Annotated in this window: 20 protein-coding genes; 11 read left to right on the top strand and 9 right to left on the bottom strand. The window is 72.6% G+C overall.

Translation table 11 applies throughout. The features are described from left to right. Positions 1–4: 4 nt before the first annotated feature. From ABT354_RS12350 to ABT354_RS12335, 4 genes are all read right to left on the bottom strand, one after another. On the bottom strand, positions 5–1,558 hold the full coding sequence (locus ABT354_RS12350) for a DUF6056 family protein (RefSeq protein ID WP_351492420.1): 1,554 nt from the start codon (positions 1,556–1,558) through the stop codon (positions 5–7). Positions 1,559–1,562: 4 nt separating this feature from the next. Beyond that, positions 1,563–2,570 (bottom strand): glycosyltransferase family 2 protein, encoded by a 1,008-nt coding sequence (locus ABT354_RS12345; RefSeq protein ID WP_351492418.1) that lies wholly within the window; start codon positions 2,568–2,570, stop codon positions 1,563–1,565. Between the two features lie 305 nt (positions 2,571–2,875). Then, the gene (locus tag ABT354_RS12340) at positions 2,876–3,562 is read right to left on the bottom strand and encodes an ALF repeat-containing protein (protein ID WP_351492416.1); all 687 of its coding nucleotides are present in this window, start codon (positions 3,560–3,562) and stop codon (positions 2,876–2,878) included. A gap of 93 nt (positions 3,563–3,655) precedes the next feature. Continuing rightward, positions 3,656–6,982, bottom strand: coding sequence for an AfsR/SARP family transcriptional regulator (locus tag ABT354_RS12335; protein ID WP_351492414.1), 3,327 nt, complete (start codon positions 6,980–6,982; stop codon positions 3,656–3,658). 186 nt (positions 6,983–7,168) lie between these two features. Between ABT354_RS12335 and ABT354_RS12330 the strand changes: the two genes are divergently transcribed. Both ABT354_RS12330 and ABT354_RS12325 read left to right on the top strand, forming a co-directional pair. Further along, positions 7,169–8,083, top strand: coding sequence for an NAD(P)-dependent oxidoreductase (locus ABT354_RS12330; protein ID WP_351492412.1), 915 nt, complete (start codon positions 7,169–7,171; stop codon positions 8,081–8,083). 77 nt (positions 8,084–8,160) lie between these two features. After that, a complete protein-coding gene (locus ABT354_RS12325) occupies positions 8,161–8,697 on the top strand; it encodes a VOC family protein (RefSeq protein ID WP_351492410.1) in 537 nt (178 codons plus the stop codon). A 308-nt stretch (positions 8,698–9,005) separates the two neighbouring features. Here ABT354_RS12325 and ABT354_RS12320 read toward each other — a convergent pair whose 3' ends face one another. Together ABT354_RS12320 and ABT354_RS12315 are read right to left on the bottom strand one after the other, a co-directional pair. Beyond that, positions 9,006–9,860 carry a hypothetical protein gene (locus tag ABT354_RS12320; RefSeq protein ID WP_351492408.1) on the bottom strand — a complete coding sequence of 285 codons (855 nt, stop codon included), beginning with the start codon at positions 9,858–9,860 and terminating at the stop codon, positions 9,006–9,008. 460 nt (positions 9,861–10,320) lie between these two features. Further along, positions 10,321–11,559 carry an alpha/beta hydrolase gene (locus ABT354_RS12315; protein WP_351492406.1) on the bottom strand — a complete coding sequence of 413 codons (1,239 nt, stop codon included), beginning with the start codon at positions 11,557–11,559 and terminating at the stop codon, positions 10,321–10,323. Positions 11,560–11,690: 131 nt separating this feature from the next. Between ABT354_RS12315 and ABT354_RS12310 the strand changes: the two genes are divergently transcribed. From ABT354_RS12310 to ABT354_RS12300, 3 genes are all read left to right on the top strand, one after another. Beyond that, positions 11,691–12,722: an ArsR/SmtB family transcription factor gene (locus ABT354_RS12310; RefSeq protein WP_351492404.1), complete on the top strand. Its 1,032-nt coding sequence runs from the start codon at positions 11,691–11,693 to the stop codon at positions 12,720–12,722. Between the two features lie 783 nt (positions 12,723–13,505). Next, positions 13,506–13,763, top strand: a complete 258-nt coding sequence (locus ABT354_RS12305) for a hypothetical protein (protein WP_351492402.1) — start codon at positions 13,506–13,508, stop codon at positions 13,761–13,763. A 619-nt stretch (positions 13,764–14,382) separates the two neighbouring features. Further along, positions 14,383–14,808, top strand: a complete 426-nt coding sequence (locus tag ABT354_RS12300; RefSeq protein ID WP_351492400.1) for a hypothetical protein — start codon at positions 14,383–14,385, stop codon at positions 14,806–14,808. Between the two features lie 349 nt (positions 14,809–15,157). Here ABT354_RS12300 and ABT354_RS12295 read toward each other — a convergent pair whose 3' ends face one another. Continuing rightward, positions 15,158–15,433: a hypothetical protein gene (locus ABT354_RS12295; protein WP_351492398.1), complete on the bottom strand. Its 276-nt coding sequence runs from the start codon at positions 15,431–15,433 to the stop codon at positions 15,158–15,160. A 195-nt stretch (positions 15,434–15,628) separates the two neighbouring features. Between ABT354_RS12295 and ABT354_RS12290 the strand changes: the two genes are divergently transcribed. Genes ABT354_RS12290 through ABT354_RS12280 form a run of 3 tightly spaced genes read left to right on the top strand, consistent with a single transcriptional unit; the run spans position 15,629 to position 16,838 of the window. Next, positions 15,629–16,456 carry a helix-turn-helix domain-containing protein gene (locus ABT354_RS12290; RefSeq protein ID WP_351492630.1) on the top strand — a complete coding sequence of 276 codons (828 nt, stop codon included), beginning with the start codon at positions 15,629–15,631 and terminating at the stop codon, positions 16,454–16,456. Continuing rightward, complete coding sequence (locus ABT354_RS12285; RefSeq protein WP_351492396.1) at positions 16,446–16,643, top strand: DUF397 domain-containing protein; 198 nt, start codon at positions 16,446–16,448, stop codon at positions 16,641–16,643. The genes ABT354_RS12290 and ABT354_RS12285 overlap by 11 nt, the downstream gene beginning before the upstream one ends. 12 nt (positions 16,644–16,655) lie before the next feature. After that, positions 16,656–16,838: a DUF397 domain-containing protein gene (locus ABT354_RS12280; protein ID WP_351492394.1), complete on the top strand. Its 183-nt coding sequence runs from the start codon at positions 16,656–16,658 to the stop codon at positions 16,836–16,838. Positions 16,839–16,908: 70 nt separating this feature from the next. Here the strand turns inward: ABT354_RS12280 and ABT354_RS12275 are convergent, their stop codons facing one another. After that, positions 16,909–17,658, bottom strand: a complete 750-nt coding sequence (locus ABT354_RS12275; RefSeq protein ID WP_351492392.1) for a GbsR/MarR family transcriptional regulator — start codon at positions 17,656–17,658, stop codon at positions 16,909–16,911. 220 nt (positions 17,659–17,878) lie between these two features. On the opposite strand from ABT354_RS12275, the gene ABT354_RS12270 reads away from it, so the two are divergent. Together ABT354_RS12270 and ABT354_RS12265 are read left to right on the top strand one after the other, a co-directional pair. Then, on the top strand, positions 17,879–18,844 hold the full coding sequence (locus tag ABT354_RS12270) for an ATP-binding cassette domain-containing protein (protein ID WP_351492390.1): 966 nt from the start codon (positions 17,879–17,881) through the stop codon (positions 18,842–18,844). After that, the gene (locus tag ABT354_RS12265; RefSeq protein ID WP_351492388.1) at positions 18,841–19,692 is read left to right on the top strand and encodes an ABC transporter permease; all 852 of its coding nucleotides are present in this window, start codon (positions 18,841–18,843) and stop codon (positions 19,690–19,692) included. Before ABT354_RS12270 ends, ABT354_RS12265 begins: the two co-directional genes overlap by 4 nt. Before the next feature lie 588 nt (positions 19,693–20,280). On the opposite strand, the gene ABT354_RS12260 is transcribed toward ABT354_RS12265, so the two are convergent. Beyond that, positions 20,281–20,691, bottom strand: coding sequence for a hypothetical protein (locus ABT354_RS12260; RefSeq protein WP_351492386.1), 411 nt, complete (start codon positions 20,689–20,691; stop codon positions 20,281–20,283). Between the two features lie 910 nt (positions 20,692–21,601). Between ABT354_RS12260 and ABT354_RS12255 the strand changes: the two genes are divergently transcribed. Further along, complete coding sequence (locus ABT354_RS12255; RefSeq protein ID WP_502983400.1) at positions 21,602–23,254, top strand: acyclic terpene utilization AtuA family protein; 1,653 nt, start codon at positions 21,602–21,604, stop codon at positions 23,252–23,254. Positions 23,255–23,287 lie beyond the last annotated feature (33 nt).

Genomic DNA, 23,287 nt, shown 5'->3' with positions numbered 1-23,287 from the left:
TCATTCACCAGTGGCGGACCGGCGCGTACGTCACCCGCTCCAGCCGGTAGTACTCCGCCACGCACCGCGCGGGCCACTTCCGCTTCCCCCGCAGCGCGAACGGTTCCAGCATCCGCCCCACCCGGGTCGGGGTGTACGGCATGACGGTCTCGCCCCGGGCCGCGCCCGCCCGGAGATAGGCGTCCTGGCGGTCCCAGCGCTCCGCCCGGGTCGCCATCCGCCCGCCGAGGTCGACCACCGGCAGGGTCAGCCCGATCAGCGCCGCGACGCACAGGCCCGCCGCCGCGAACCCCGTGCCGGCCCGTACCCGTACCCCCCGCACAGGGGTCCGCAGCCGGTGGCCGAGGAACGCCCCCGCCGCCACCAGCAGGACCACCCAGACGAGCAGATAGTCGTTCCAGGTGCGCTCGGTGGTCACCACCCGCTCCTGGAAGACCGGGTACGTGATCACCGTGCACAGATAGCCGGAGACCAGGAACGCCCCCGCGATCAGCGGCAGCACCACCCGCGCCCGCACCGGGCGGACCAGTACGTCGTCCGAAGAGGCCCCGGGCGGAGCTGTGCGCCGGGCCACCAGCCCGAGCAGTACCCCGGCGGCCAAGGCCCCCGCGTACTCCCAGGTGGTGACCACGATCCCGAGGATCTCCAGGAACCCCTCGAACGCCCCGCCCAGCGCCTCCGGCGAGAACATCGACATCCGTTCGGCGTCGTACCGCTCCCTGCGGTGGCGCGAGCCGGGCGAGGTCAGCAGGACCAGGGTGCCCACCGCGATCCCGGCCCCGGCGGTCACCGCCCAGATCCGCACGTACCGCCGGACCCGCTCGGCGACCAGCAGCGGGGCGAAGAGGACCACCCCGCCCAGCACCACCAGGGAGACCACCGACGCCTCCTCGGAGAGGGTCCCCATGAAGACCCCCGCCCCGGCGGCCACGGCCAGCGCGGCGATCCGGCCCCGGCGCCCGCGTCCGCGCAGCAGCGGGAGGGCGGCGGCGACACAGAGCACCGGTGCCAGGGTGTGCGAGACGGAGGCGGCGGGCCAGTAGAACGTCTTGTACGTATTGGGCGTCGCGAAGAGGAAGACCGCCGCGACCATCCCGGCGACCAGCAGCGGGATCCCGCGCGGGACCGCCACGGCGGCGCGGCGCAGCAGTGCGGCGGTGGTCCACCACAGCAGCAGGAGCATCAGCGCCCCGCTGAGCACCGGGTACCACTGGTGTCCGGCGACGGGGAACTCGGCGTAGAGACCGACGAGCAGGCCGTTGCCGACCCGCCCGTTGTCGGTCGACCAGAACTTGTCGATCAGGCCGAGCACCCCGCCCTCGTCGCGGACATGGGGCAGGAAGCACCACTCGTCGGCGCTGGGCCGGGTGTGCCGCCCGTACCAGGAGGCGAGGGCCAGTAGGGCCAGGGGCAGCGCCGCCAGGGCGAGCGGCCGGCCGTCCCGGAGCCGGCCGGCCCCCTCCGGCCCGGGAGCGGTGGTCCCGGGGGTGGCGGCGGTCCCGGGCTCGGGGGCGTGCGCGGTGGTCCCGGGCTCGGGCTCGGTCGTTCCTATGGCCATGGGCTCACCACCGGCCTTCACCGGTGCGGCGGCCGGTCCGCGCGGCCAGGGCGCTCCCCGAACGGGTGCGCGCCCTGCCGCCCGCGCCACCGGACTCGCTGGTCTCCCGGATCACATACAGGGGCCGTCTCTTGGTCTCGTGGTAGATCCGGCCGACATACTCGCCGATGATCCCGAGGGTGGCGATCTGGACCCCGCTCATGCCGACGATGACGGTGACCAGGGTGGCGTAACCGGGGGTCTCCACCCCGTCCACCAGCACATTGCCGACGATCCACAGGGCGTAGAGCAGGGCGGAGACAAAGAGCCACAGCCCGACATGGATCGCCACCCGCAGCGGGCGGCTGTTGAAGGAGAGCAGCCCGTCGATGCCGTAGTTGAGCAGCCGCCGGCCGCCCCACTTGGAGTGTCCGGCGGCCCGCTGGACGTTCTCGTAGGGGAAGGTGACGGTGTCGAAGCCGATCCAGGAGAAGAGCCCCTTGGAGAAGCGATTGTTCTCCGGGAGGGAGAGCAGCGCGTCGACGGCGCGCCGGGACAGCAGCCGGAAGTCCCCGGCGCCGTCCACCACCTCGACCTCCATGAAGCGGCGGACCAGCCGGTAGTACGCCTGGCTCAGCCGGGTGCGCAGCAGGCCGTCGCCGGAGCGGTCCCGCTGGGCGACGACCTGGTCGTAGCCGTGGCCGTGGAGTTCCAGTATCCGGGGGATCAGCGCGGGCGGGTGCTGGAGGTCGGCGTCCATCAGGACGACCGCGTCCCCCCGGGACATCCGCAGCCCCGCCAGCATCGCGGACTCCTTGCCGAAGTTGCGGCTGAAGGAGGTGTAGCGGGTCCTCGGGTCGCCGGAGGCCAGCTCCTGGAGGTGGGCGCGGGTGTGGTCGCTGCTGCCGTCGTCCACGTAGCAGATCTCGTAATCCCTGCCGGTCGGTTCGAGGACACCGGTCAGCGCGGTGTGGAAGCTCTCGATCACCTCACTCTCGTTGAAGCACGGAACGACAATCGAAATCTGTGACATCGGTGCTTTCCTCGCTCTGGGTCGCGGTGCCCCGACGGCTCGGGTCACCGCCCCCCGTATGACGTGAGAGCTCCATACTGTGCGGGCGAGGGGCCGTGGACCGGGGACACCGCGCCGCGACGGCGACGGCTCATCCCCCGGGGTCATGGTCGTTGACCCTCCCGGTCCACGACTCCCGCTGTCGGGGTACGGGCGGCCGCGCACCCGGATACGGCTCAGGGCACCGCCCCCCCGCCGGACGCGGGGTCGATGCCCTGAGGTGCTCTGAGGTGCTCTGAGGTGTTCTGCGGGGGAACGGTGCCGGTTCAGCGCCGCCCGGACGAGACGGGTCGGGGCGCCTTGGCCTTGCCCTGGGCCTTCGCCTTGCCCGGGGCCTTGGCCTGGAGCTTCGCCTTGGCCTCGGCGGCCTTGTCCTGGGCGCGGGCGGCGTGCTGGCCGACGTTCAGGAAGTGGCGGATGGCCTCGGCGGTGTCGGCGGTGAAGGCGTCCCGCCCGGCCTTCTGCACATGAGGGCCACCCGCGCTGATGATCTGGGCCGCGCGGACGCGGTCGTCCTCCAGGCGGGCGGTGTGCTGGCCGACCTCCAGGAAGTGGCGGATGGCCTCGGCGGTGTTGGCTTCGAGTGCGGCGCGGCCCTCCCGCTGCACGCCCTTGCCGCCTGCGCTGATGATCTGGACCACGCGGACCCGGTCGTCGTCCAGGCGGGCGGTGTGCTGGCCGACCTCCAGGAAGTGACGCATGTCCGCGGCGGTCCCGTCGAGCGCCTGCTGCGCGGCGGCGGCGAGCCCTCGGCCGGTCGCCGGGTCCGCGAGGATCCTGAGGATCGCGATGCGGTCCTCCTCCTCGGACTTCACGGCGGGGGCCGCCGGGGCGGAGACCGCACCGGTCGGCGGGGCCACGGCGGAGGCCGGGGCGGCCAGCGCGGAGAGGACCAGCGCCGGTGCGATCACGGCGGAAGCGACCACGGCGGAGACGCGAACGAGTTTCGTCAAAACAAGAATCCTTGCTGGTCAGAGCGGCTGTTACCGAAGGCAACACTACGTCTGGGAAAACACTTCGGCCCCTCAGTTTTCTTCCGTACCAGCTCACTTGAGCGGTGATATCCCGTGATGACCCAGGGCGCCCGCCGGACGGCCGCCCTCGCCGAGGACGGCGTCCACGCCGAGGGACCTCCCCCGGGCCACCGCCGCCGCGTACCCCGCCCCGCCCAGCGCCTCCCGCGCCCGGTCCGCCGCGCGGTCCACATCCGCCCGCTCCGCCACCGGCAGCGGCGCGCCCACCGAATCCCGGGCCGCGCCCGCCGCCCCCAGCAGCATCGCGGAACGCTCGTACACGCCCGCCGCCGCGTCCGCCGCCGCCAGGCCCTCCAGGGCGAGCGCCACCGCCCGCGCGTCCCCGAGGACGCGGGCGACCGCCAGGCCCTCGCGATGACGGGCCGCCGCGAGGGCCGGATCGCCCCGCAGCTCCGCGACGAAGCCCAGCTCCGCCAGGACCAGCGCGGTACCGGGCGCGTAGTCCACCTCCCGGAACCACACCAGCAGCTCCCGCAGATGACCCTCCGCCTCCGGATAATCGCCCGACCGCCGCGCTCCCAGCGCGAGCCCCAGCCGGGCGTCCGCCTCACCCGAGCGCAGCCCCTGCTCCCGGGCGAGCCGCAGCGCCCGCTCATGGTGGTCGCGCGCCTGTGTGTGGTCACCCGTCAGCAGCGCGAGGCGGCCGAGACCGGTGTGCCGCTTCGCCGCCTCCGCCGCGAGCCCCAGGCGCTCGGCGATCACCAGACCGTCCCGGTGCAGCCGCGCCGCCCGCTCGTACTCGCCCCCGACCTCGGCGAGCACCGCCAGCGGGAAGACCGTCTGGAGCCGCCCCCAGGCGTCGCCGATCCCGGTGAACAGCCGCGCCCCGCGCTCCCCGTCCCGCCGCACCGCCGCCAGATCGCCGCGCGCCATCGCGTGCCGCGCCCGCAGACTCAGCGCCGCCGCCGTCCCCCAGTCGTCGCCCAGTGCCGCGAACCGCTCCAGCGCACCGTCGGCCAGCTCCTCGCCCGTACCCACATCACCCGAGCCCAGCTGGGCCGCGCCCAGGAACCACAGCGCGCGGGCGTACCCGGCCGGATCGTCCGTGCCTCCGTCCGCCCGGTACGGCGCCAGCGCGGCGGCGATGGCACCGGCCGCGTCCGGCGCGTCCCCGGCCAGCAGGGCGACACCGGTCCGCCACACCACCACCCGGGCCCGGACCCGCGCACAGCCGCCCCCCGCGGTCGGCGGCAGGGCGAGTACCAGGTCCAGCGTCCGGCGGATCTCGTCCAGTCTGCCCCGGAGCACCCAGTACCAGACCAGCGAGTCGACCGTCCGCAGCGCCCGTTCCGTGTCGCCCTCCCGTACCGCGTGGGCGACCGCCTGGCGCAGCTCCGAACAGGCCCCGTCCAGCAGCTCCAGCCAGTGCCGCTGGTCCGGGCCGCGCAGTCCGGGCGCGGCCCGCAGCGCGAGCCCGCCGTAGTGGCGGCTGTGCCGGTCGCGTACGGCACCGGTCTCGCCCGCCGCTTCGAGGCGTTCCGCGCCGTACGCCTTCACCGACTCCAGCAGCCGGTACACCGGCCCGCCGGCGCGGTCCGCGACCACCACGAGGGACCGGTCGACCAGCCGGGCCAGCAGATCGAGGACATCGCCCCCGGCGATACCCCCGTCCCCCTGCCCGCCGTCCTCGTCCGCGCAGACCGCCTCCGCCGCCTCCAGCGCGCACCCCTCCGCCTGTACGGAGAGCCTGCGCAGGACGGTCCGTTCGGCCCCGTCCAGCAGCTCCCAGCTCCAGTCGAGCACCGCGCGCAGGGTGCGCTGGCGCGCGGGCCCGTTCCGGGGGCCGCCGGAGAGCAGCGCGAACCGGTCGTCGAGCCGGTGCAGCAGTCCGTGTACGCCCAGACTCCGCGCACGGGCCGCCGCCAGCTCCAGCGCCAGCGGCACACCGTCGAGGCGCGCGCAGAGGGCGGCGAGCGCTGCCGCGTTCTCCGGGTCGCCGGTGAAACCGGGCGGCAGGGCGGCCCGGGCGGTGAACAGCGCCACCGCGTCGGCGGGCCGCAGCGGCGGTACGGGCAGCACCGACTCCCCGGCGACACCCAGCGGCTCCTGGCTGGTCGCCAGGACGCGGAGACCGGACGCGCCCGGCAGCAGTCCGCCCACCACCTCGGCGACGGGCTCCACCAGATGCTCGCAGTTGTCGAGGACGAGCAGCAGCCGCCGTTCGCGCAGGGTCCGCTCCAGACGGTCACGCGGGGACAGCCGGGCCCCGCCGTCACCGCCCGCCCGGACGCCCAGCACCGTCAGCAGGGCCTCGGCGACCTCGTCCGGGCCGGTCCCGGGGGCGGCGGGGAGCCCGGTGAACTCCGCGAGCACCACCCCGTCCGGGAAGCCGTCCGCCTGCCGCCGCGCCACCTCGACGGCCAGCCGGGTCTTGCCCACCCCGCCGGGGCCGGTCAGCGTCACCAGCCGGGATCCCGCGAGGTGCCGGGCCGCTCCGGCCACGGCGTCCTCGCGTCCGACGAGTTCGGTGACGGGCGCGGGGAGCCGGACACCGGCGGACCATGGGGGTACGGGGACCTCCTCCGGGCCGGTCGCCGCCACGGGGACCGCCTCCGCCTGGCCGCTGCTCCCGTCGCGCCGGTGTTTTTCGTCCAGGGAAGCGTCCTGCCGGAGGATCGCGCCGTGCAGGGCGACCAGTTCCGCCCCCGGGGCGAGCCCCAGCTCGTCGTCGAGGGTCCGCCGCAGGCTCTCGTACCCGGCGAGCGCGTCCGCCTGGCGCCCCGCCCGGTACAGCGCCCGCAACTGGACGGCCCGCAGCCGCTCCCGCAGGGGGTGCGCGGCGACCAGCTCCTCCGCCTCCCCGGCGATCTCCGCGTACTCGCCGAGGCCGGCCCGGAGCGCGAGCCGGTCCTCCAGGGCGGTCAGCCGGTCCTCCTCCAGACGCTGGGCCGCCGCCCGTGCGAAGGGCAGGTCCGCGTACCCGGCGAAGGCGTCACCGCGCCACAGCTCCAGCGCTCCGGTCAGCAGGGCCACCCGCTCCCGGGCGTCCGCGCCCGCCCGGGCCCGCCGCAGCAGCTCCGCGAACCGGTCGGCGTCCAGCGCCCCGGGCTCCGGCCGCAGCCGGTAACCGGCGGTGTCCTGGACGACAAGACCCCGGGCCCCCGGCTCGGCCCGCTCCAGCGCCGCGCGCAGCCGGGAGACCTGGCCCTGGAGGGCGTTGCGCGGATGGTCGGGTACGGCGTCGCCCCAGAGGTCGTCCACGAGCCGGTCCGTGGAGACGGGGTGCCCGGGGGCGACGAGGAGGCGGGCCAGCAGGGCGCGCGCCTTCGTACCGGGCACGGTCACCGGCCCGCCGTCCGCCGTCCGGACCGTCAGCGGACCGAGCACCCCGAAACGCATTCGATCACCTTAACCCGCGCCTGCTCGCGCCCGGTTCGCGGTGACGGCCGCGGTCGGCTGCGGTCGGCCCCGTCGGTGACAGCGGACCGGCAGCGGACCGACAGCGGACCGGCAGCGCCCCCGTACACGCTGGTCCTGTTCCCACCGCACCGCACCGCATCACGGCGGATCACCCAGGAGGCCCTCATGAGCACCACGCCCACCCCCACGTCCGGCACCGCTTCCCGCCCGTCCGTCACCGTGCTCGGACTCGGCAATCTGGGCCAGGCCATCGCGGCCGCCTTCCTCGACGCGGGCCACCCCACCACGGTCTGGAACCGCACCCCGTCACGGGCCGACGGACTGGTCGCCCGGGGCGCGCGGTGGGCCGAGGACCCCGCCACCGCCATCGCCGCGAGCGAGCTGGTCGTCGTCGCCGTCCTGGACACCGACACCGCGCGGGCCGTCCTGACCCTGGCGGCCGGCGCGGTCGAGGGACGGACCCTGGTGAACCTCACCAGCAGCACCCCCGGCCCGTCCGGCGCGCTCGCCGCCTGGGCGGCGGAGGCGGGCGCCGACTATCTGGCGGGCGCGGTGTACGCCGTACCGCAGACCCTCGGCACCGACGACGCCTTCGTCCTCTACAGCGGCTCGGCCACGGCCCACGAGCGCCACCGCGAGCCGCTCGGACTCCTCGGCCGGGGTGTCTTCGTCGGTACGGACCCCAGCCTCGCGGCCGTCCACGATGTGGCGGTGCTCAGCGGGATGTACGGCATGTTCGCCGGCTTCTTCCAGGCCGTCGCGCTGGCCCGGTCCGCGTCGATCCTGGCGGCGGATCTCACGGAGCACCTGGTGACCTGGTTGAAGGCCGCCGCCGACGCGCTGCCCGGCTTCGCGCGGGAGATCGACTCGGGTGACTACTCCACCGACACCTCCAGCCTGGAGATGAACGCGGCGGGCCTGGACAGCATCCTCGCGGCGACGGAGGCGCAGGGGCTGCCCACCGACCTCATCGCACCGGTCCGTGCCCTGCTCGCCACGCAGATCGAGCAGGGGTACGGGGGGCTGAGCCTGGCCCGCGCGGTGGAGTCCCTGCCGGTGCCGGTGCCGGCGGCGCGCTAGCCGCGGGTGGGTTCCTGTACCGGTGCAGGTTCGCTCGGGCTTGACCCTCCCGTTGGGTCAGGCCCGAGCTTGGGCGTGTGAGCGACTACTACAACGCGTTTGAGACGAGCCCCGTGCCCACCCCCGGCCCGGACGCGGTTCCGCCGGAGCCGTTCCGGGGCATCTACGGAATGCCCGCGTTCGCGACGATCCCCACGGGTGACCTGGCGGAGTCGGTGGACTTCTGGGTCCGTGGGCTCGGCTTCTTCGAACTGTTCGCCATCCCCGGCCAGTTGGTCCACCTCCGCCGCTGGGCCTTCCAGGACGTCCTCCTCGTCCCGGCGGAGAACCTACCGGCCCGGCCCCCGGCGATGAGCCTCAGCTTCGCGTGTGTCCTCAGCCAGATCGACTCCCTCGTCGAGGCGTGCGGTGCGCTCCGCCCGGACTCGGTGGTGGACGGCCCGAGGGACACCCCCTGGAACACCCGCGACGTGGTCGTGATCACCCCCGAGCAGGCGCGGATCGTCCTCACGGCGGCGAAGCCGTTCGACCCGGCCAGCGAGGAGGCCCGCAACCTCGCGGCGATCGGCATCACCCCGCCGAGCCCCTCAACACCCAGCCCCTCCGGCGCTTGAGGAGCGGGGGCCTCAAAACTCAGCCTCGCCGGCGTTTGAGGCGCGGGGGTCTCGGGGGCCGGCCCCCGACCAGGGCCCGAGGCAGTCAAAGTTCAGCCCCTCCGGCGATTGAGGAGCGGGGTTCGGGGCTGGCCCCCGACGTGTGCCCGAGCTGGCTCGTGGCTCGGGTCCGTCCTCAATCTCCCCCAGACTTCGTCCGGGGGGACCCCCATCGGGCTGGATTGGTGCGTGTGGCCCTTGCCGCAAGGGGCGGCGGCGAGGTGTCTCGCGAGTGCGGGGGCGGGGGCGGTCCGCGACGGGACGGCCATTCAGAGCGCGGCCCGGGCACGCACCCGGCGAACGGCGTCCCGCACAAACGTGCCAGCCCCCAGCGTCACAAGCGCCGCGTACAGATGGTCGCCGGTCGTCACGAGGGAAACCGCCAGCGTGCCGATCGCCCCCGCCGCCGCGATCTCGCCGCTGAGCTTCAGATAGTGGCCCGAGCGGGCGAGCCTCTGCCGCACGGTGGCGCGGGGCTCCCCGTACCAGCGCCACTCGGTGAGACGGGCGCGCCCCGGGAGTTCCGCACGGCCGGTGCACCACAGCAGCGTGGTCCAGCGGTCGGTGTCCGCCGGGGCGTCCGGGAGCAGGCGACGCAGTACGCGGTCGCACAGCGCGGGGTCCGGATTCCAGGGCAGGCCAAGCCCCTCGGCTATGTCATGGGTGTGGACCAGGGTCTCCAGTACCCCCATGGCCGCGAAGCCCTCGGGGTCGGCGTTGCCGAAGACATGATGGGCCCGGACCGTGGACGGTTTGGTACGCACGGTCGCCGCCAGCAGGGACCCGGCCGACTCGATGACCTGGAGCAGCCCCGCCACACCGGCGGAGCGGTCGGCGGCGACCGCGTTGGCCGGCCCTTCCGGTCGCTGCCGGGCGAAGGCGAACGGGACATGGGTCTCCAAGGGCGGCCGGTCGGGGCTCAGTTGGACCGCGTACGCGAACAGATCGTCGGCGAGATGCTCGGCCGTCTCCCAGCAGTCCCACTCCAGGGACCCGGCCTTGACGCTCCAGTCCAGCGCCTCACCCGCGCGCAGGGCGGTGACCGCCAGGCGGACGGCGTACTCGACGTCCGTCGCGGTGACGGTGTGGTCCAACGAGCCCGCTCTGCGTTCTGTTTCGGCCATGCGGGGACGGTACCAATGCGTTTCGGCACCCGAGCCGAACCCATCCCCTGGCGGGGTCCCCCAATCTCAGCCCCTCCGGCGTTTGAGGAGCGGGGTTCGGGGCTGGCCCCGACGTCCGCCCGAGGTCACTCGTGCCTGAGGTCCGTCCTCAAACGCCGGACCGGCTGAATTTGCGCGACCGTTCGCCCCGAGGTGGCCCGGGGCTGGGGTCCGTCCTCAAGTGCCGGACGGGCTGAGTTTGTGCGGGCAGCCCTTGCCGCAAGGGGCGGCGGCGAGGTGACTCGCAAGTGCGGGGGCGGTGGCCTCCGGGCTCACCTCCTCGGGGCCGGCAGACCGAGGAGAAGGTCAAGCCCAAGGGGCCGTCCGCCGGTCCCCTGCGGGGGCGACCCTGCACCCCCCGCCCTCGTGCCACGAGGCCAGGGACCCCGGGGCGCGGGCAGCCCGCGACGGAGCGAAAGGGTCAGCGCATCGCCAAGTGCCGCGCGAAGAACCGGCGGACCGTGCCCCGGACCCCCGGGACGGAGACCGTCGGGGACACCGTCCCGATCAGCCGGTTCCGTTCCGCCGCCGACATCAGGCCCGCCGCCTCAAGCTGCGGCACCATCGCCGCACAGTCGGTGAGGACCCAGTGGTCGGCGTCCGCGAGCCGCCCGCGCCGGACCCAGCGGCCCGACCGGCTCACCAGCGCCGACCAGGAGCGGTCCAGCTCCTCCCGCCGGGCGAACCCGTCCGTCCCCAGCAGGAGCAGCGGCCGGTCCAGGCCCTCCGTCACCACGGGGAAGGGCTCCGCCGGGTCGCCCGGTGCGAGGGGTGGGTGGTCCAGGTGGCCCTCCAGGTTGATTCCGGCGCGGATGGCCCGGTCCCCGTGCAGCACCTCGGTGACGGCGCTCCCCCCGGCGGAGTGCCCGTACACCCCGACACGGCGAGGGTCCACCACCCCGGCGAGCCCGCACGGCAGCAGCGCATCGGGTGCGTGCCGGAGCCGGTCGAGGACGAAGTGCAGGTCGGCGACGCGGGCGTCGATCAGCGCGCGGGCGACCGGCGGTTGGTCCCGGGGGTCGCCGCGCAGGACCGTCGTCCGGACGGGGCCGTCCCGGTACGGCGTACTCCCCGGGAACTCCACCGCGACGGCGTCCCCGGGGTGGTCCACCGAGACGACGACCGCCCCATGGCTCGCCAACTCCTCCGCCAGGGAGGTCCCCAGCCCGCGCGGGTCGCCGCCGCCGGGGCTGTGCACCAGCAGCGGGCGGCGGCCCGGCAGGACCGGCGCGTCCGGGAAGGAGTGGGAGAGGGTGGCACCCCAGTCCACCCCGGTACGCGGCAGCCGCAACGGGGTCAGCGGGGCGATCTCCGCGAAGACGCGCGCGGCCAGCGGCGGAAGTTGGGGAGCCGGGGCGCCGGCGCCGGTATCCCGCGCGGGGTAGAAGACCGTCAGCATCAGCTCCCGCTCGGGGATCCCGGGCTCCCATGGGTCGGGCCGGGACCCGTCGACGAGGTGCACCGAGCGGCGCCCCACGGGATGCCGGCCGGTCGGCGCGGGCAGGGTGAGCACGGCACCGCCCGGGGCCGGAACCGAGGTCGCGGACCGGGAGCCCGCGTACGCCCGCCCCTCCGTGCCGAAGAGGAGCAGCGCGGCGGACGAGCCCAGCAGCGCGGAACGGATGACGGCGCGGCGGCCGATCGGGAGTTCATGGGTCATACGGGCCATGCTGTTCCGCCCGGCCGGACGTGCGGGATCCTTGAGCCCGAGGGCTGAAGGATGGCGGTCCGGAAGCCGACGGGCCGACGGCCGAGGGCCGGGACACACAGGGGCCGGGGACACACGGGGGCATGGTGCTGCGGATCCATCTCACCCCCGACGACCTCGCCCGGATCACCTTCGCGCCCCGCCCCGCGCCCCTCCAGGAACTCAACGTCGCCCTCACGACGATGTGCGGTCCCGGCGGTGGCCTCCTCCACGACCACTGGCGCCACCGCGTCCTGCGCGCTCTGCCCCCAGGCGTCGGCCCCCTCGCGGACCTCGTCCCGGCCGGGCGGGCGCCCGGCTTCCTGGATGTCTTCGCGGACTCCCTCCCCGAGGCGCTGGAACAGGTCCGCTCGACCCCGCCCGAGGTGGTCACCACGGAACTGGAGCGCGTCTACGCGCCCGCGCGGCTCCCCGTACCCCCATGGATCCACGGTCTGCGCCGGGGCGACGCCGCGTCCTGGCGGCTGGTCCGGCAGGCGCAGCGCCTGGCGTTCGAGACGCTGCTCGCCCCGGTCTGGGACCAGGTGCGGGATCTCCACCGCGCCGAGTTCACGCACCGGGCGGTACGGGTCGCCGAGGACGGTATCGGCGCGGTGCTGGCCGGGCTGCTGCCCGGGGCCCGGCTGGACGGTGGGGTCTGGGAGCTGCCGGGCCCGCCCCGGGAGGTCCGTCCCGGTGGGCGCGGGCTGCTGCTCGTGCCGACCTTCCACCGGTCCGGCGGCCCGCTCCTCTCCGACCTCCCGGGCCGCCCGGTCGCGCTCACCTATCCGGCCGGCCCCGGCCTCCCGCCGCAGCCCGACGGCTCGACCGGGCCCGAGCGCCTGGCCAGGGTGATCGGCCCGACCCGCGCCGAACTGCTCCGTCTCCTGGACGAGCCGCACACCACGACCGGGCTCGCCCGGCGTCTCCGGGTCAGCGCGGCGACGGTCTCCGCGCACACGGCGGCCCTGCGCGGCGCCGGTCTGATCACCACGACCCGTACCGGCAAAGCGGTCCTCCACCGCCGTACCGCCCTCGGCGGTCTGCTGCTGACCCCGGGAGACCAGGGCGGCGCCGGGCAGTGTCTTCAAATGATCACTATTGGTGGTTCATGGTGTCGTGATACATCGCCATGAACGGTCCGACGCGGAAAGGATTTCGTTCGGCCGTTGCCGCCCGCATCGTCGCGGAGGCGGAAGCGGCTGGATGACCGCAGGGTCCTGAACGGGATCGCGTGGAAGTTCCGGGCCGGGACGGGCCCGCGTCCGACCCGAATCACGTCCTGGGCGACAAGGGCTACAGCCCGAAGGCGATCCGCACGTGACTCAGCGATGCCGATGCCACGGCCGCCCTCGATACGTTGAACCTGGTGATCACCACGTGATCACCAGGTCCAGCCGGAGCATCCTGACCGAGCGGCGCTCGCCCGTTTCCGACGCCGGGCGGCTGGAGCGGCTGATGGCTCAGCACCGCGAATGCGTGCGGTACCGGGAGTGGCTGGAGGAAGTCGCCTCCGGGGAAGTCGCCCAGGACAAGCGCTGGGGTCTTCCCGTCATCTCCCGATGTCCAGCTCGGGGGTCGCCAACTTCGTTGACATAAAACTTAGATGAGTATTGCATGGTGCCCGCTGAAGGCCGTTTCGAGCCATCCGGTCCCGTTGAGCAACTGCCCTCTTGACATCTAGCGGCGTGATGGCTAGAGGGAGTGTCAATTCGCTGGTCAGGGACGCTGCCGTCGCGGTATGCATTCCGTTTGGCTTTGAACGTCCAATGTTTGGTCGATGAGAGGAGAACATCATGGTTCGGCGTTGGATACCGCGCACCGTTGTTGCCTTTGGTGCTTCGCTGGCACTGGTTTTCGGTGCAGCGGGATTCGCCCACGCGGCCGACCTGACGATTACCCTGAGCGGGAGGGGCACCATGACCCATCTCGACTCGGATCCGGACAGGATTCGCGTCTGTGACACCAATGCGGACGGGAAGGGCGTCTATGGCGTTCTCACCCAGCTGAGAACCATCGACGGAATGCATCCCATAGCATTCGTGAGTGATGGCGGTGACGGTGGATGTGACATCATCGAGGTGCCGATCGTAACGAACGGCATGTACCAGATGCAGCTGTGTTGGGGAAACTACGGGACAAGTCCCTGCGTGGCTTCGGGGATCTTCACGGAGTAGGGATTGCGCATCCGGTTCATCGCAGCTCCTTTGCACAGCCCATGAGCAAGCTTTCTTGAGCGGGGCGCCGCGTCCCTCGCAGATCAGGATCGTATGCAGCCCCACCATTGGCTCGTCTCCTATTAATCGGAGACGAGCCAATGGTGGGCTCCCGATACCTTCTGGACGAACACACCGCCGTCGCCACCGGCCAACGCCGCACCCGACGAGGCCCGCACCCCGGGCCTCGATCGCGCATGAGGGTCCGCCAGCCAGCCGGCGGGCTCTTTCCGTATCGGTGAGTTCCGCTTCGACGGCCCGATGGCGGAGAGCGGCCCGGGTGCCCAGGCGGCCCGGTGGCCCGATGTGACAGTGCCAGGATCCCAGCAGGCGAGATACGTGCTGGGTGCAGGCAACCTTCGCTGCCGGAAGGCCCTCTCCTTCGCTGTCGAGATCAACGAGTGGACTGTCGGGCCGACTTCGGACGGCCCGCCTCCCCGCCGCATGGAGACAGGAACTGCATGAGAGTGACAACAGGCATGGCCGGGCTCGTGGCCGCCGCGTGCGCGGGCGTCCTCATGACGCCGTCCCAGGCCGTCGCAGGCCGTCGCGGCCCCTGAGACCAAGGCCTTGGGTCCGCATGCGCGAGAGCATCGTCGCAGCGACCGGTGGCCGTGTCACCGACGCCTCGCAGGGGCAGGCTGCCAAGGAGCGGAACTTCCTGGACGGGCTGAACGCGCCCGCCGGCAAACCCACCTCGCGCGCCACCACCAATGCCGACATGGACTTTGTGCTGGGCATCTTCTTCGATGGCCAGAACTACGGTGGCCCGACCCTGACCGTCTGGGGATGGGCGGCGTGCAAGAACGACGGTAAGTGGAACTCCCAGTTGGAGGACCTCACCGACTGGAACAACCGGATCAGTTCTCTGAAGACCGCGAGCAACTGCTATGTCGAGCTGTTCTCGGAGCCCTACTTCGGGGGCGCACGCCAGTTCTTCACCGCTGACGCGTTCGTTATCAACTCCATTATGGACAACGGCTCCAAGTCCATGGGGTTCACGTAGCATCAGCGCGCCCGTGCGCCGGGTGACGGGTCCCCGGAGGAGTGCGGGACACCTGTGAAGAACCCGCTCTCCTCCGGGGGTTGTGTCGCGTTCCGCGCGGCACCGACTCCGTGCGGTCGCGACGTGTGGGGGTGCCCCGGGGTGCCGGGCAGGGATTGCGGCACCCCGGGGCGGTGCCCGGTCCGGGTGGCCGGTGGCCGGTCCTCGCGGGGGTGGGGGAGGACTCGGCCCCGGGGGTACGGGCCGGGGGTCTAGTGGGGTGGGCCGGGGAGCCTGGGGTGGAGGACGCCGGTCAGGAGGAGGGCGACCGAGCCGAGGTATATGAGCAGGAGCAGGGCGCGGCGGTGGTTCATCCGCCGTCTCCCGCCCGGTGGGCCTGGTTGCGGCGGAAGGGCTGGGGCCGGCGGCTCTCGTTCGCGGCCCGGAGTGCGGCGATCAGCTCGGATGCGAGGACCCCGGCTTCGTAGGGGGCGAGGTAGAGGCCGGTGGGGCGGCCCATGCTGCCGTCGGAGACGGTCAGGGGTACGTAGACCTGCGCGGTGTCGCCGTCGTGGAAGTCGACCAGATCGACCCGTCCGCCCAGCGTGCGGGTGACCGTCCAGGCAGCCTCGGCCTCGTGCCGCATCGGCTGCGGATACGGGTACGGGTGCGGCTGTGACGGCTCGGTCCCGTGCACGGGGTTTTTCGGGGGAAACACGAAACTTCACCTCTTTCGGGGGGTGATGTTGCGGAAGGTGCCTACATCGTCACCCCTGAGCGCTAGCCTGCGGAAGACACAGGACCCCTCCAAGCTCCAGTGGAGAGAAGGGTGTTGATCTTCATGGCTGACAAAGACGACAGCCGCTACCGGTCGCCTCAGGAGTTCTACGGCGATGAGCTGGCACGACGCAGGAACAAGGCGGGCATGACCCAGGCGCAGCTGGGTGAGCAGTGTGTGATCTCGCCGCAGATGATCGCCCACTTCGAGGCGGGGCGGCGGCGGCCCCGGCCGGATGACGCGAAGCGGCTCGACCAGATCCTCGGGACGGACGGATTCTTCCACCGGTGGAGGAAGTCAATGGACGAGGGGCGGTATCCGGACCATTTCGCTGCGGCGGCGGAGCTGGAAGCGTTGGCGCAGGTGCTGCGCCTCTACAGCGCGTCGCTGATCCCGGGGATCCTCCAGACGCCCGCCTACGCTCGGGCGGTCTTCGTCGCAGGCGCCGCTAACTACGAGCCCGAGGAGATAGAGCGCAGTGTCGCCAACCGGATGGAACGGGCGGCAGTCCTCAAGAACCCCGGGGCCGAGGTCTGGGCGCTGCTGGACGAGTCCGCGATCCGGCGGCCGGTCGGCGGATCAGCGGTGATGGCCGAGCAGTTACGGCATATCATCGCCCTCGCCCGGCGCGGACGCATCCGGCTCCATGTGCTGCCCTTCAGCGTCGGTGCACATGCGCTGTTGGAGAGCATGATCGTGCTCAAGCAGTTCGAGGACGCACCTCCGGTGGCCTACGTTGAGGGCCTGAAGACCGGCCGGATCATCGACAACCCGGCCACCGTGGACGACTGCAATGCCGCCTACGATCTGGCGTTGGGCGACGCTCTGTCCATGACGGCGTCGCTGGCCCTGCTGGAGCAAGTGGCAAAGGAGTTCGAGCGTGATAAGTGAGCAGGAGCTTCACCAGGCGCGGTGGGAGAAGTCCAGCTACAGCGGCGCGAGTGGCGGGAGCTGCGTGGAGGTCAGTGCCGACTTCCCCGGCCTCGTCCCCGTCCGCGACAGCAAGGTCGTGGCCGGTCCGGCCCTCGTCTTCCGTACCTCCGCGTGGAACGCTTTCCTCACCGATCTGACCGCGTGAGGGAGTTCTCGCATGATCAGTGATCTGACCTGGCGCAAGTCCAGCCACAGCGGCGGGAGCGGCGGCGACTGCCTGGAGGTGAGCGACGACCTCTCCGGCGCCGTCCCCGTACGGGACAGCAAGGTGCCCGAGGGGCCCGTGCTCGTCTTCCGTGCGGGTGCCTGGACCGCGTTCGTCCGTGAGCTGACCGCGTAACGCACCACCCGAGGGGCCCCGGGCGCAGCCGCGTCCGGGGCCTTTCGCGTACGTGGTGAGCGCGATCCGGTCAGTCGTCGGTCCCGGACGGCTCCCGAGGGTGGGTGGGGTAGACCGTGTGCCAGTGGCGGGCCGAGCGGACCAGGTCGTCGAGGACATGGAGGAGGAACCGGCTGGTGTTCTCCAGCCGGGCACCGGCGGGGGTGGTGGTGCCGAGTTTCCGCGCCGCGATCCCGCAGGCCTCGGCGATCCGGGTCTGGTTGCGCGCGCCGGCCACGATGGACTGGAACACCACGTCGTCGTCGATGACATACCGTTCGGCACGGCTGTGGGGGTCGCGTTCGCGTCGGATGAGTGCCTGGCCGTCCAGGTAGCCGACGGCCTTGGAGACGGAGGCGGGGCTGACGCGCAGGCGTCGCACCAGCTGGGCGGCGGTGAGGCTGCCGCTGTCGGTGGTGAACAGCGCGGCGAGCACCCTGGCCATCATCGGCGGGAGCCCGGCCTGAACCATCAGCTCCATGCTCTGCGCGTCCACCTCGTCCACCAGCCGTGGATCGCGCCCGCCGGGGCCGGTCCTTCCCGCCGATGGTGCCGTCCCGGTGGTCCCGCGCCGGTGCCCGGGTCGGTGCCTGGGTCGGGTGCCGGCCCGGTGGGCGGCCTCGGCGTGATAGCCGCGCGGTCCGCCGTTGCGCATCACCTCGCGGGTGACGGTGGAGGTCGGCCGCCCGATGCGGCGGCCGATGGCGGCGTAGGTCAGTTCCTCGCGCAGGCCTGCGGCGATCCGCTGTCGGTCCTGGAGGGTGAGTCGGTCACCAGGCATCGGGCTTGTCCTCCGCTGTCGGCGTCGCGGGCAGCTTAATGCAACGCAACGCTGTTGCATTAGTCGGCATGGGTCACGCAACGATTTAACCAAGTTGACCTGCGGCTATGGCTGTTGCTTCACGTCGATGTGATTGACGGTCCGGTGTATGCAACGTAATTTTCGCGGCGTTGTGAAAGTGCTTGTGCGGCGCGGGACCTCACCAACGGGAGCGACACCCATGACTACCGATCCCGGTCGAGCCGCAGTCGCGGCGACCGCGCTGCGCAAGGCGTACGGGGACCATGTGGTGCTCGACGGCATCGACCTCGACATCCCCGCCGGGTCCGTCTTCGCGCTGCTCGGCCCGAACGGTGCGGGCAAGACCACCGTGGTGCAGATCCTGTCGACGCTGATCCGTGCCGACGCGGGGGAGCTGCGGGTCGTCGGCCACGATGTGGTCCGGGACCCGGACGCGGTGCGTGCCGCGATCGGCGTCACCGGCCAGTTCTCCGCGGTGGACCCTTTCCTCACCGGCGAGGAGAACCTGCTGTTGATGGCCTGCCTGAACCACCTGCCCCGCAGGGAGCGGCGGCGGTCCGCGGCGGAGCTGCTGGCGCGGTTCGACCTGGTGGACGCGGCCCGGAAGCCTGCGGCGACGTACTCCGGCGGGATGCGCCGCCGGCTGGACCTCGCGATGACGCTGGTCGGCCGACCTCGGGTGATCTTCCTCGACGAGCCCACCACCGGGCTGGACCCGCGCAGCAGGCGGACCATGTGGGAGATCATCCGCGCACTGGTGGACGACGAGGGCGTCACGATCTTCCTCACCACCCAGTACCTGGAGGAGGCGGACCGGCTCGCCGACCGGATCGCGGTGCTGCACCGGGGGAAGCTGGTGGCGGAGGGCTCGCCGGAGCAGCTCAAGCGGCAGGTCGGTGGCGGCCATGTCACCCTGCGGTTCGCCGACCCGCGCGGTTACGAGCACGCGGCCCGGACGCTGGCCGACGTGGTGTCCCGCGACGACGAGGCGTACACCCTCCAGATCCCCGGCCGGGGCGATGTCCGGTCGCTGCGCGCCCTGCTGGACCGGCTCGACCGGGCCTCGCTCACCGTGGACGAACTCCGGCTCCACACCCCCGACCTCGATGATGTCTTCTTCGCCCTGACGGGCAACCCGGTCACGGAGCGGGAGCCCGTCCGATGAGCGCTGTCCCCCGTACCGCTTCCCGCGTCTCTTCCCACGCCTCTTCCCGCGCCGCTTCCCACGCCTTTGCCGACTCGGCGACCATGCTGCGGCGCCAGTTGCGGCACATGCTGCGCTACCCGACGCTCATCCTGACGGCCACCGGGGTTCCGGTGGTCCTCCTGCTGCTCTTCGTCCACGTCCTCGGCGGCATCCTCGGGGCCGGCCTGGGCACCGGCCCCGGCGGGGCGTCGGGCGGGCGCGACGCCTATGTGGACTACGTGGTCCCCGGCGTCATCCTGATGACCGTGGCGACCGCGGCCCAGGGCACGGCGATCTCGGTCGCCATCGACATGAACGAGGGCATCGTCGCCCGGTTCCGCACCATGGCCATCGCCCGGGTCTCGGTGCTCACCGGGCATGTCCTGGGCAGCCTGATCCAGACGCTGCTGAGCATCACCGCCGTCATCGGGGTCGCGCTGCTGTCGGGCTTCGGGCCGACCGCGGGCTTCGCCGAATGGCTCGGCGTGGTCGGCGTGCTCGTCATGATCATCCTCGCGCTCACCTGGCTGGCGGTCGCCCTGGCGATGGTCGCCAAGAGCGTCGCCGGCGCGAGCAATATGCTGACGCCGCTGATGATCCTGCCGATGATGGGGAGCGGGTTCGTTCCCACCGACTCGATGCCGTCGGGGCTGCGGTGGTTCGCCGACTACCAGCCGTTCACGCCGTTCATCGAGACCCTGCGGGGGCTGTTGATGGGTACCCCGATCGGCGACAGTGGGGGCCTGGCGGTCGGGTGGTGCGTCGTGATCGCGCTGGGCGGCTATCTGTGGGCGAAGAGGCTCTACGACCGTGAGCCCGCCGGGTGAGTGTCCTTGGCGTGGCCGCGCGTGAATGTGACGTACGTCCGGGTGTACGGGCCACCGTTCGACGCGCTCGATCTCCGGGGAGCGGGACCGGCCGAGCAGGGCGGCCATCCATGCCTCGGGGGCGTCCGGAACCTTTGGCCCCGGTTCGTCGGCCCCGCCGGACCCGAGGCCCGAGTCGGCTCGGGCAGACGTCGGGGGCCAGCCCTCGAACCCCTGCTTCTCAAACTCCTCCGGACTCCGTCCGGGGCCCATGGGGCTGAATGCTGAGGCCCCCGGGGCACAAGGGGTCGCAGGCGCGTGTGGCGCACCACCCGAGGAGCCCCGGGCGCACCTGCGCCCGGGGCCTCTTGCTCATGTGGCGGGCTGGCCCGACCCCGAGCAGGTGGAACCATCCGGCCCTTGATGAATGGTGGTCGGTTCACCGCTGCCGGAACCGACGATCGCACCACAGGCCGGACAGCAACCGGGGCAGAGGGCCGGATCGAACCGGGCACCAGGACGAGTGGATAAACAGTGCATACCAGAATCTCCCGTGCTGGGTGAATGGTGTCTGGTGGTGCACTCCCCGGTTCGGTGCGTCCGGGAGAGTCAGAGAACGCGCATAAAGATCTTTGCCGCGTTGTGGAACAGAACCGTCACGCCCGCGTAGCCCGGACGTACATCCGGACGTACGGACCACCGTTCGACGCGCTCGATCTCCGGAGACCGTGACTGCCCGAGCAGGGCCGCCATCCACGCCTCGGGAGCATCCTTGGGCTGCGGACCGTCGCCGGGGTTCATGGGTTCCCCGTGCACCGGAGTGTCCGTGAAGCCTTCGTGCTTGGCGCCGTCCGGCAGCTGGCCGACAATTCCCCACCGTGATACGCCCCCGGCGGTGGTGATGGCAACCCCGCAGGGGACCTTGGTGTCGCCGTCGTCGGCCAGGGTCATCACCTGAACCGTGGTGGGATCGTTCTTGGCCAGGTCGATGACGAATTCCTGGAACCTCTGTGGGCGCATTGGTGTTCTCCCTCTCGTGCCGGAGCGGCTCGTCAGTTTAGAAGCGACCCAGATGGGTCCGGTGCGCTTGCGGTGTCTGTGTCAGGGGCCTTGTGGCGTATGGGTGTTCGAGCTGTCGCACGCTCAGGCGGCCTTGTTCCGTCCCCCGTCGTGGTCCGCCCGCACCCCGGGCGCGCTTGGCCTCGTGGCACGAGGTCGGGGGGTGCAGGGTCGCCCCCGCAGGGGACCGGCGTACGACCCCCTTGCACTGAACGTGGGCCCCGGTTCGCCGGCCCCGAGGAGGTGAGCCCGGAGGCCCCCGCCCCCGCGCTTGCGAGTCACCTCGCGTCCAATCCCCTGGGTACGGGCTGCCCGCACAAAACCAGCCCGTCCGGCGTTTGAGGACGGACCTCAGGCACGAGTGACCTCGGCCGGACGTCGGGGCCAGCCCCGAACCCCGCTCCTCAATCGCCGGAGGGGCTGAACTTTGACTGCCTCGGGCGGACGTCGGGGGCCAGCCCCCGAACCCCTGCTCCTCAAACTCCCCCAGACTCCGTCCGGGGGGACCCCCATGGGGCTGGGATTGAGGCACCTGTCGGGGGCCAGGGTGCCAATTTTCAGCCCGTCCGGCGATTGAGGACGGACCCGAGCCCCGAGCAGCCTCGGGCAGACGTCGGGGCCAGCCCCGAACCCCGCTCCTCAAATGCCGGAGAGGCTAGATTTTGAGGCACCCGGGGCGGGAGGGGTCGTAGGCGCGGGAGGCAGCCTTGTCGGGGGTCCAGGGCGCTGGCATTGTCGGCGCCAACGCACCGCAGGCCCGTCAGGGGAGCGACCCGTGCCCGACCTCAAGCCCGCCGCACCAGGCGATCCGCCCTTGCGGATCGGGAACGCCTCGGGCTTCTACGGCGACCGCTTCGACGCGCTCCGCGAGATGCTCGGCGACGGACCGCTCGACGTCCTCACGGGCGACTACCTCGCCGAGCTGACCCTTCTGATCCTCGGCCGGGAACACCGCAAGGACCCCTCGCTGGGCTATGCCCGGACCTTCCCCCGCCAGCTGGAGGAGTGCCTGGGGCTCGCCCGGGACCGGGGTGTCCGGATCGTCACCAACGCGGGCGGTCTCAACCCGGCGGGCCTCGCGGACGTGATCCGTGCGATGGCCGCCCGGCTCGGGGTCCCGGTGCGGGTCGCGCATGTGGAGGGGGACGCGCTCCCCGAGGGCCTCCGACCGCCCGGGGCGCTCACCGCCAACGTCTACCTCGGCGGCGCCGGCATCGCCGCCTGTCTGCGCGCGGGCGCGGACATCGTCGTCACCGGCCGGGTCACGGACGCCGCCCTGGTCACCGGGCCCGCCGCCGCCCACTTCGGCTGGGGCCCGGACGAGCTGGACGCCCTCGCCGGGGCCGTGGTCGCGGGCCATGTCCTGGAGTGCGGCACCCAGGCCACCGGCGGCAACCACGCCTTCTTCGCCGAGCACGACCCCCGTACCCTCGTCCGCCCCGGCTTCCCGCTCGCCGAGATCCACGCCGACGGCTCCAGCGTCATCACCAAGCACCCCGGCACCGGCGGGTTCGTGGACATCGACGGCGTCACGGCGCAGCTGCTGTACGAGACCGGGGGCGCCCGCTACCCCGGCCCCGATGTCACCGCCCGCCTGGACACCGTACGGCTGACCCAGGAGGGACCCGACCGGGTCAGGATCTCCGGCGTCCGGGGCGAGCCGCCGCCGCCCACCCTCAAGGTCGGGTGCACCCGGATCGGCGGCTGGCGCAACGAGGTCGTCTTCGTGCTCACCGGCCTCGACATCGAGGCCAAGGCCGCCCTGGTCCGGGCCCAGATGGGCGCGGCCCTGGAAGCCGTACCGCCCGCCGAGGCCCGGTGGGAACTCGCCCGCACCGACCAGCCGGACGCCCCCACCGAGGAGCGCGCCAGCGCGTATCTGCGGCTGGTCGTCCGGGACCCGGAACCCGACCGCGCGGGCCGGGCGATCGGCCGGGCCGCCGTCGAACTCGCCCTCGCCGGCTACCCCGGCTTCCATCTCACCGCGCCCCCGGGGGACCCCTCCCCCTACGGGGTCTTCACCGCCGAGACCGTCGACGCCGCACGGATCACCCACACCGCCGTCCTCCCCGACGGCACCCGCACGGTGATCCCGCACCCGGAGCACACCACGCCCGTCTGCCCACACACCCCGGAACCGGGCCCCGGGGCCGCCCCGCCGGGCGCGTACGGGCCCGTCCGGCGCGCCCCGCTCGGCCTGGTCGCCGGGGCCCGCAGCGGCGACAAGGGCGGGGACGCCAATATCGGCGTCTGGGTCCGCTCCGACCCCGCCTGGCACTGGCTCCACCGGGAGCTGACCGTCGACCGCCTCCGGGAGCTGCTGCCGGAGACCGCCCGGCTGACCGTGGTCCGCCACGCGCTGCCCCGGCTGCGCGCCCTCAACTTCACCGTGGTCGGCATCCTCGGCGAGGGTGTCGCGGCCCGCTGTCGGTTCGACCCGCAGGGCAAGGCGCTGGGGGAGTGGCTGCGCTCCCGGCACCTGGAGATCCCGGAGGCCCTGCTGGCCCCCTCGGGAGGCCCCTGACCGCACCGCCGCCTTCCCCGTGCCCGGCGCCCA

The organism is Streptomyces sp. NPDC000594, from assembly GCF_040299965.1.
Classification (GTDB): domain Bacteria; phylum Actinomycetota; class Actinomycetes; order Streptomycetales; family Streptomycetaceae; genus Streptomyces.
Note: the sequence above shows the minus strand (reverse complement) of the source record. Positions and strands in the feature narration are given on the sequence as shown.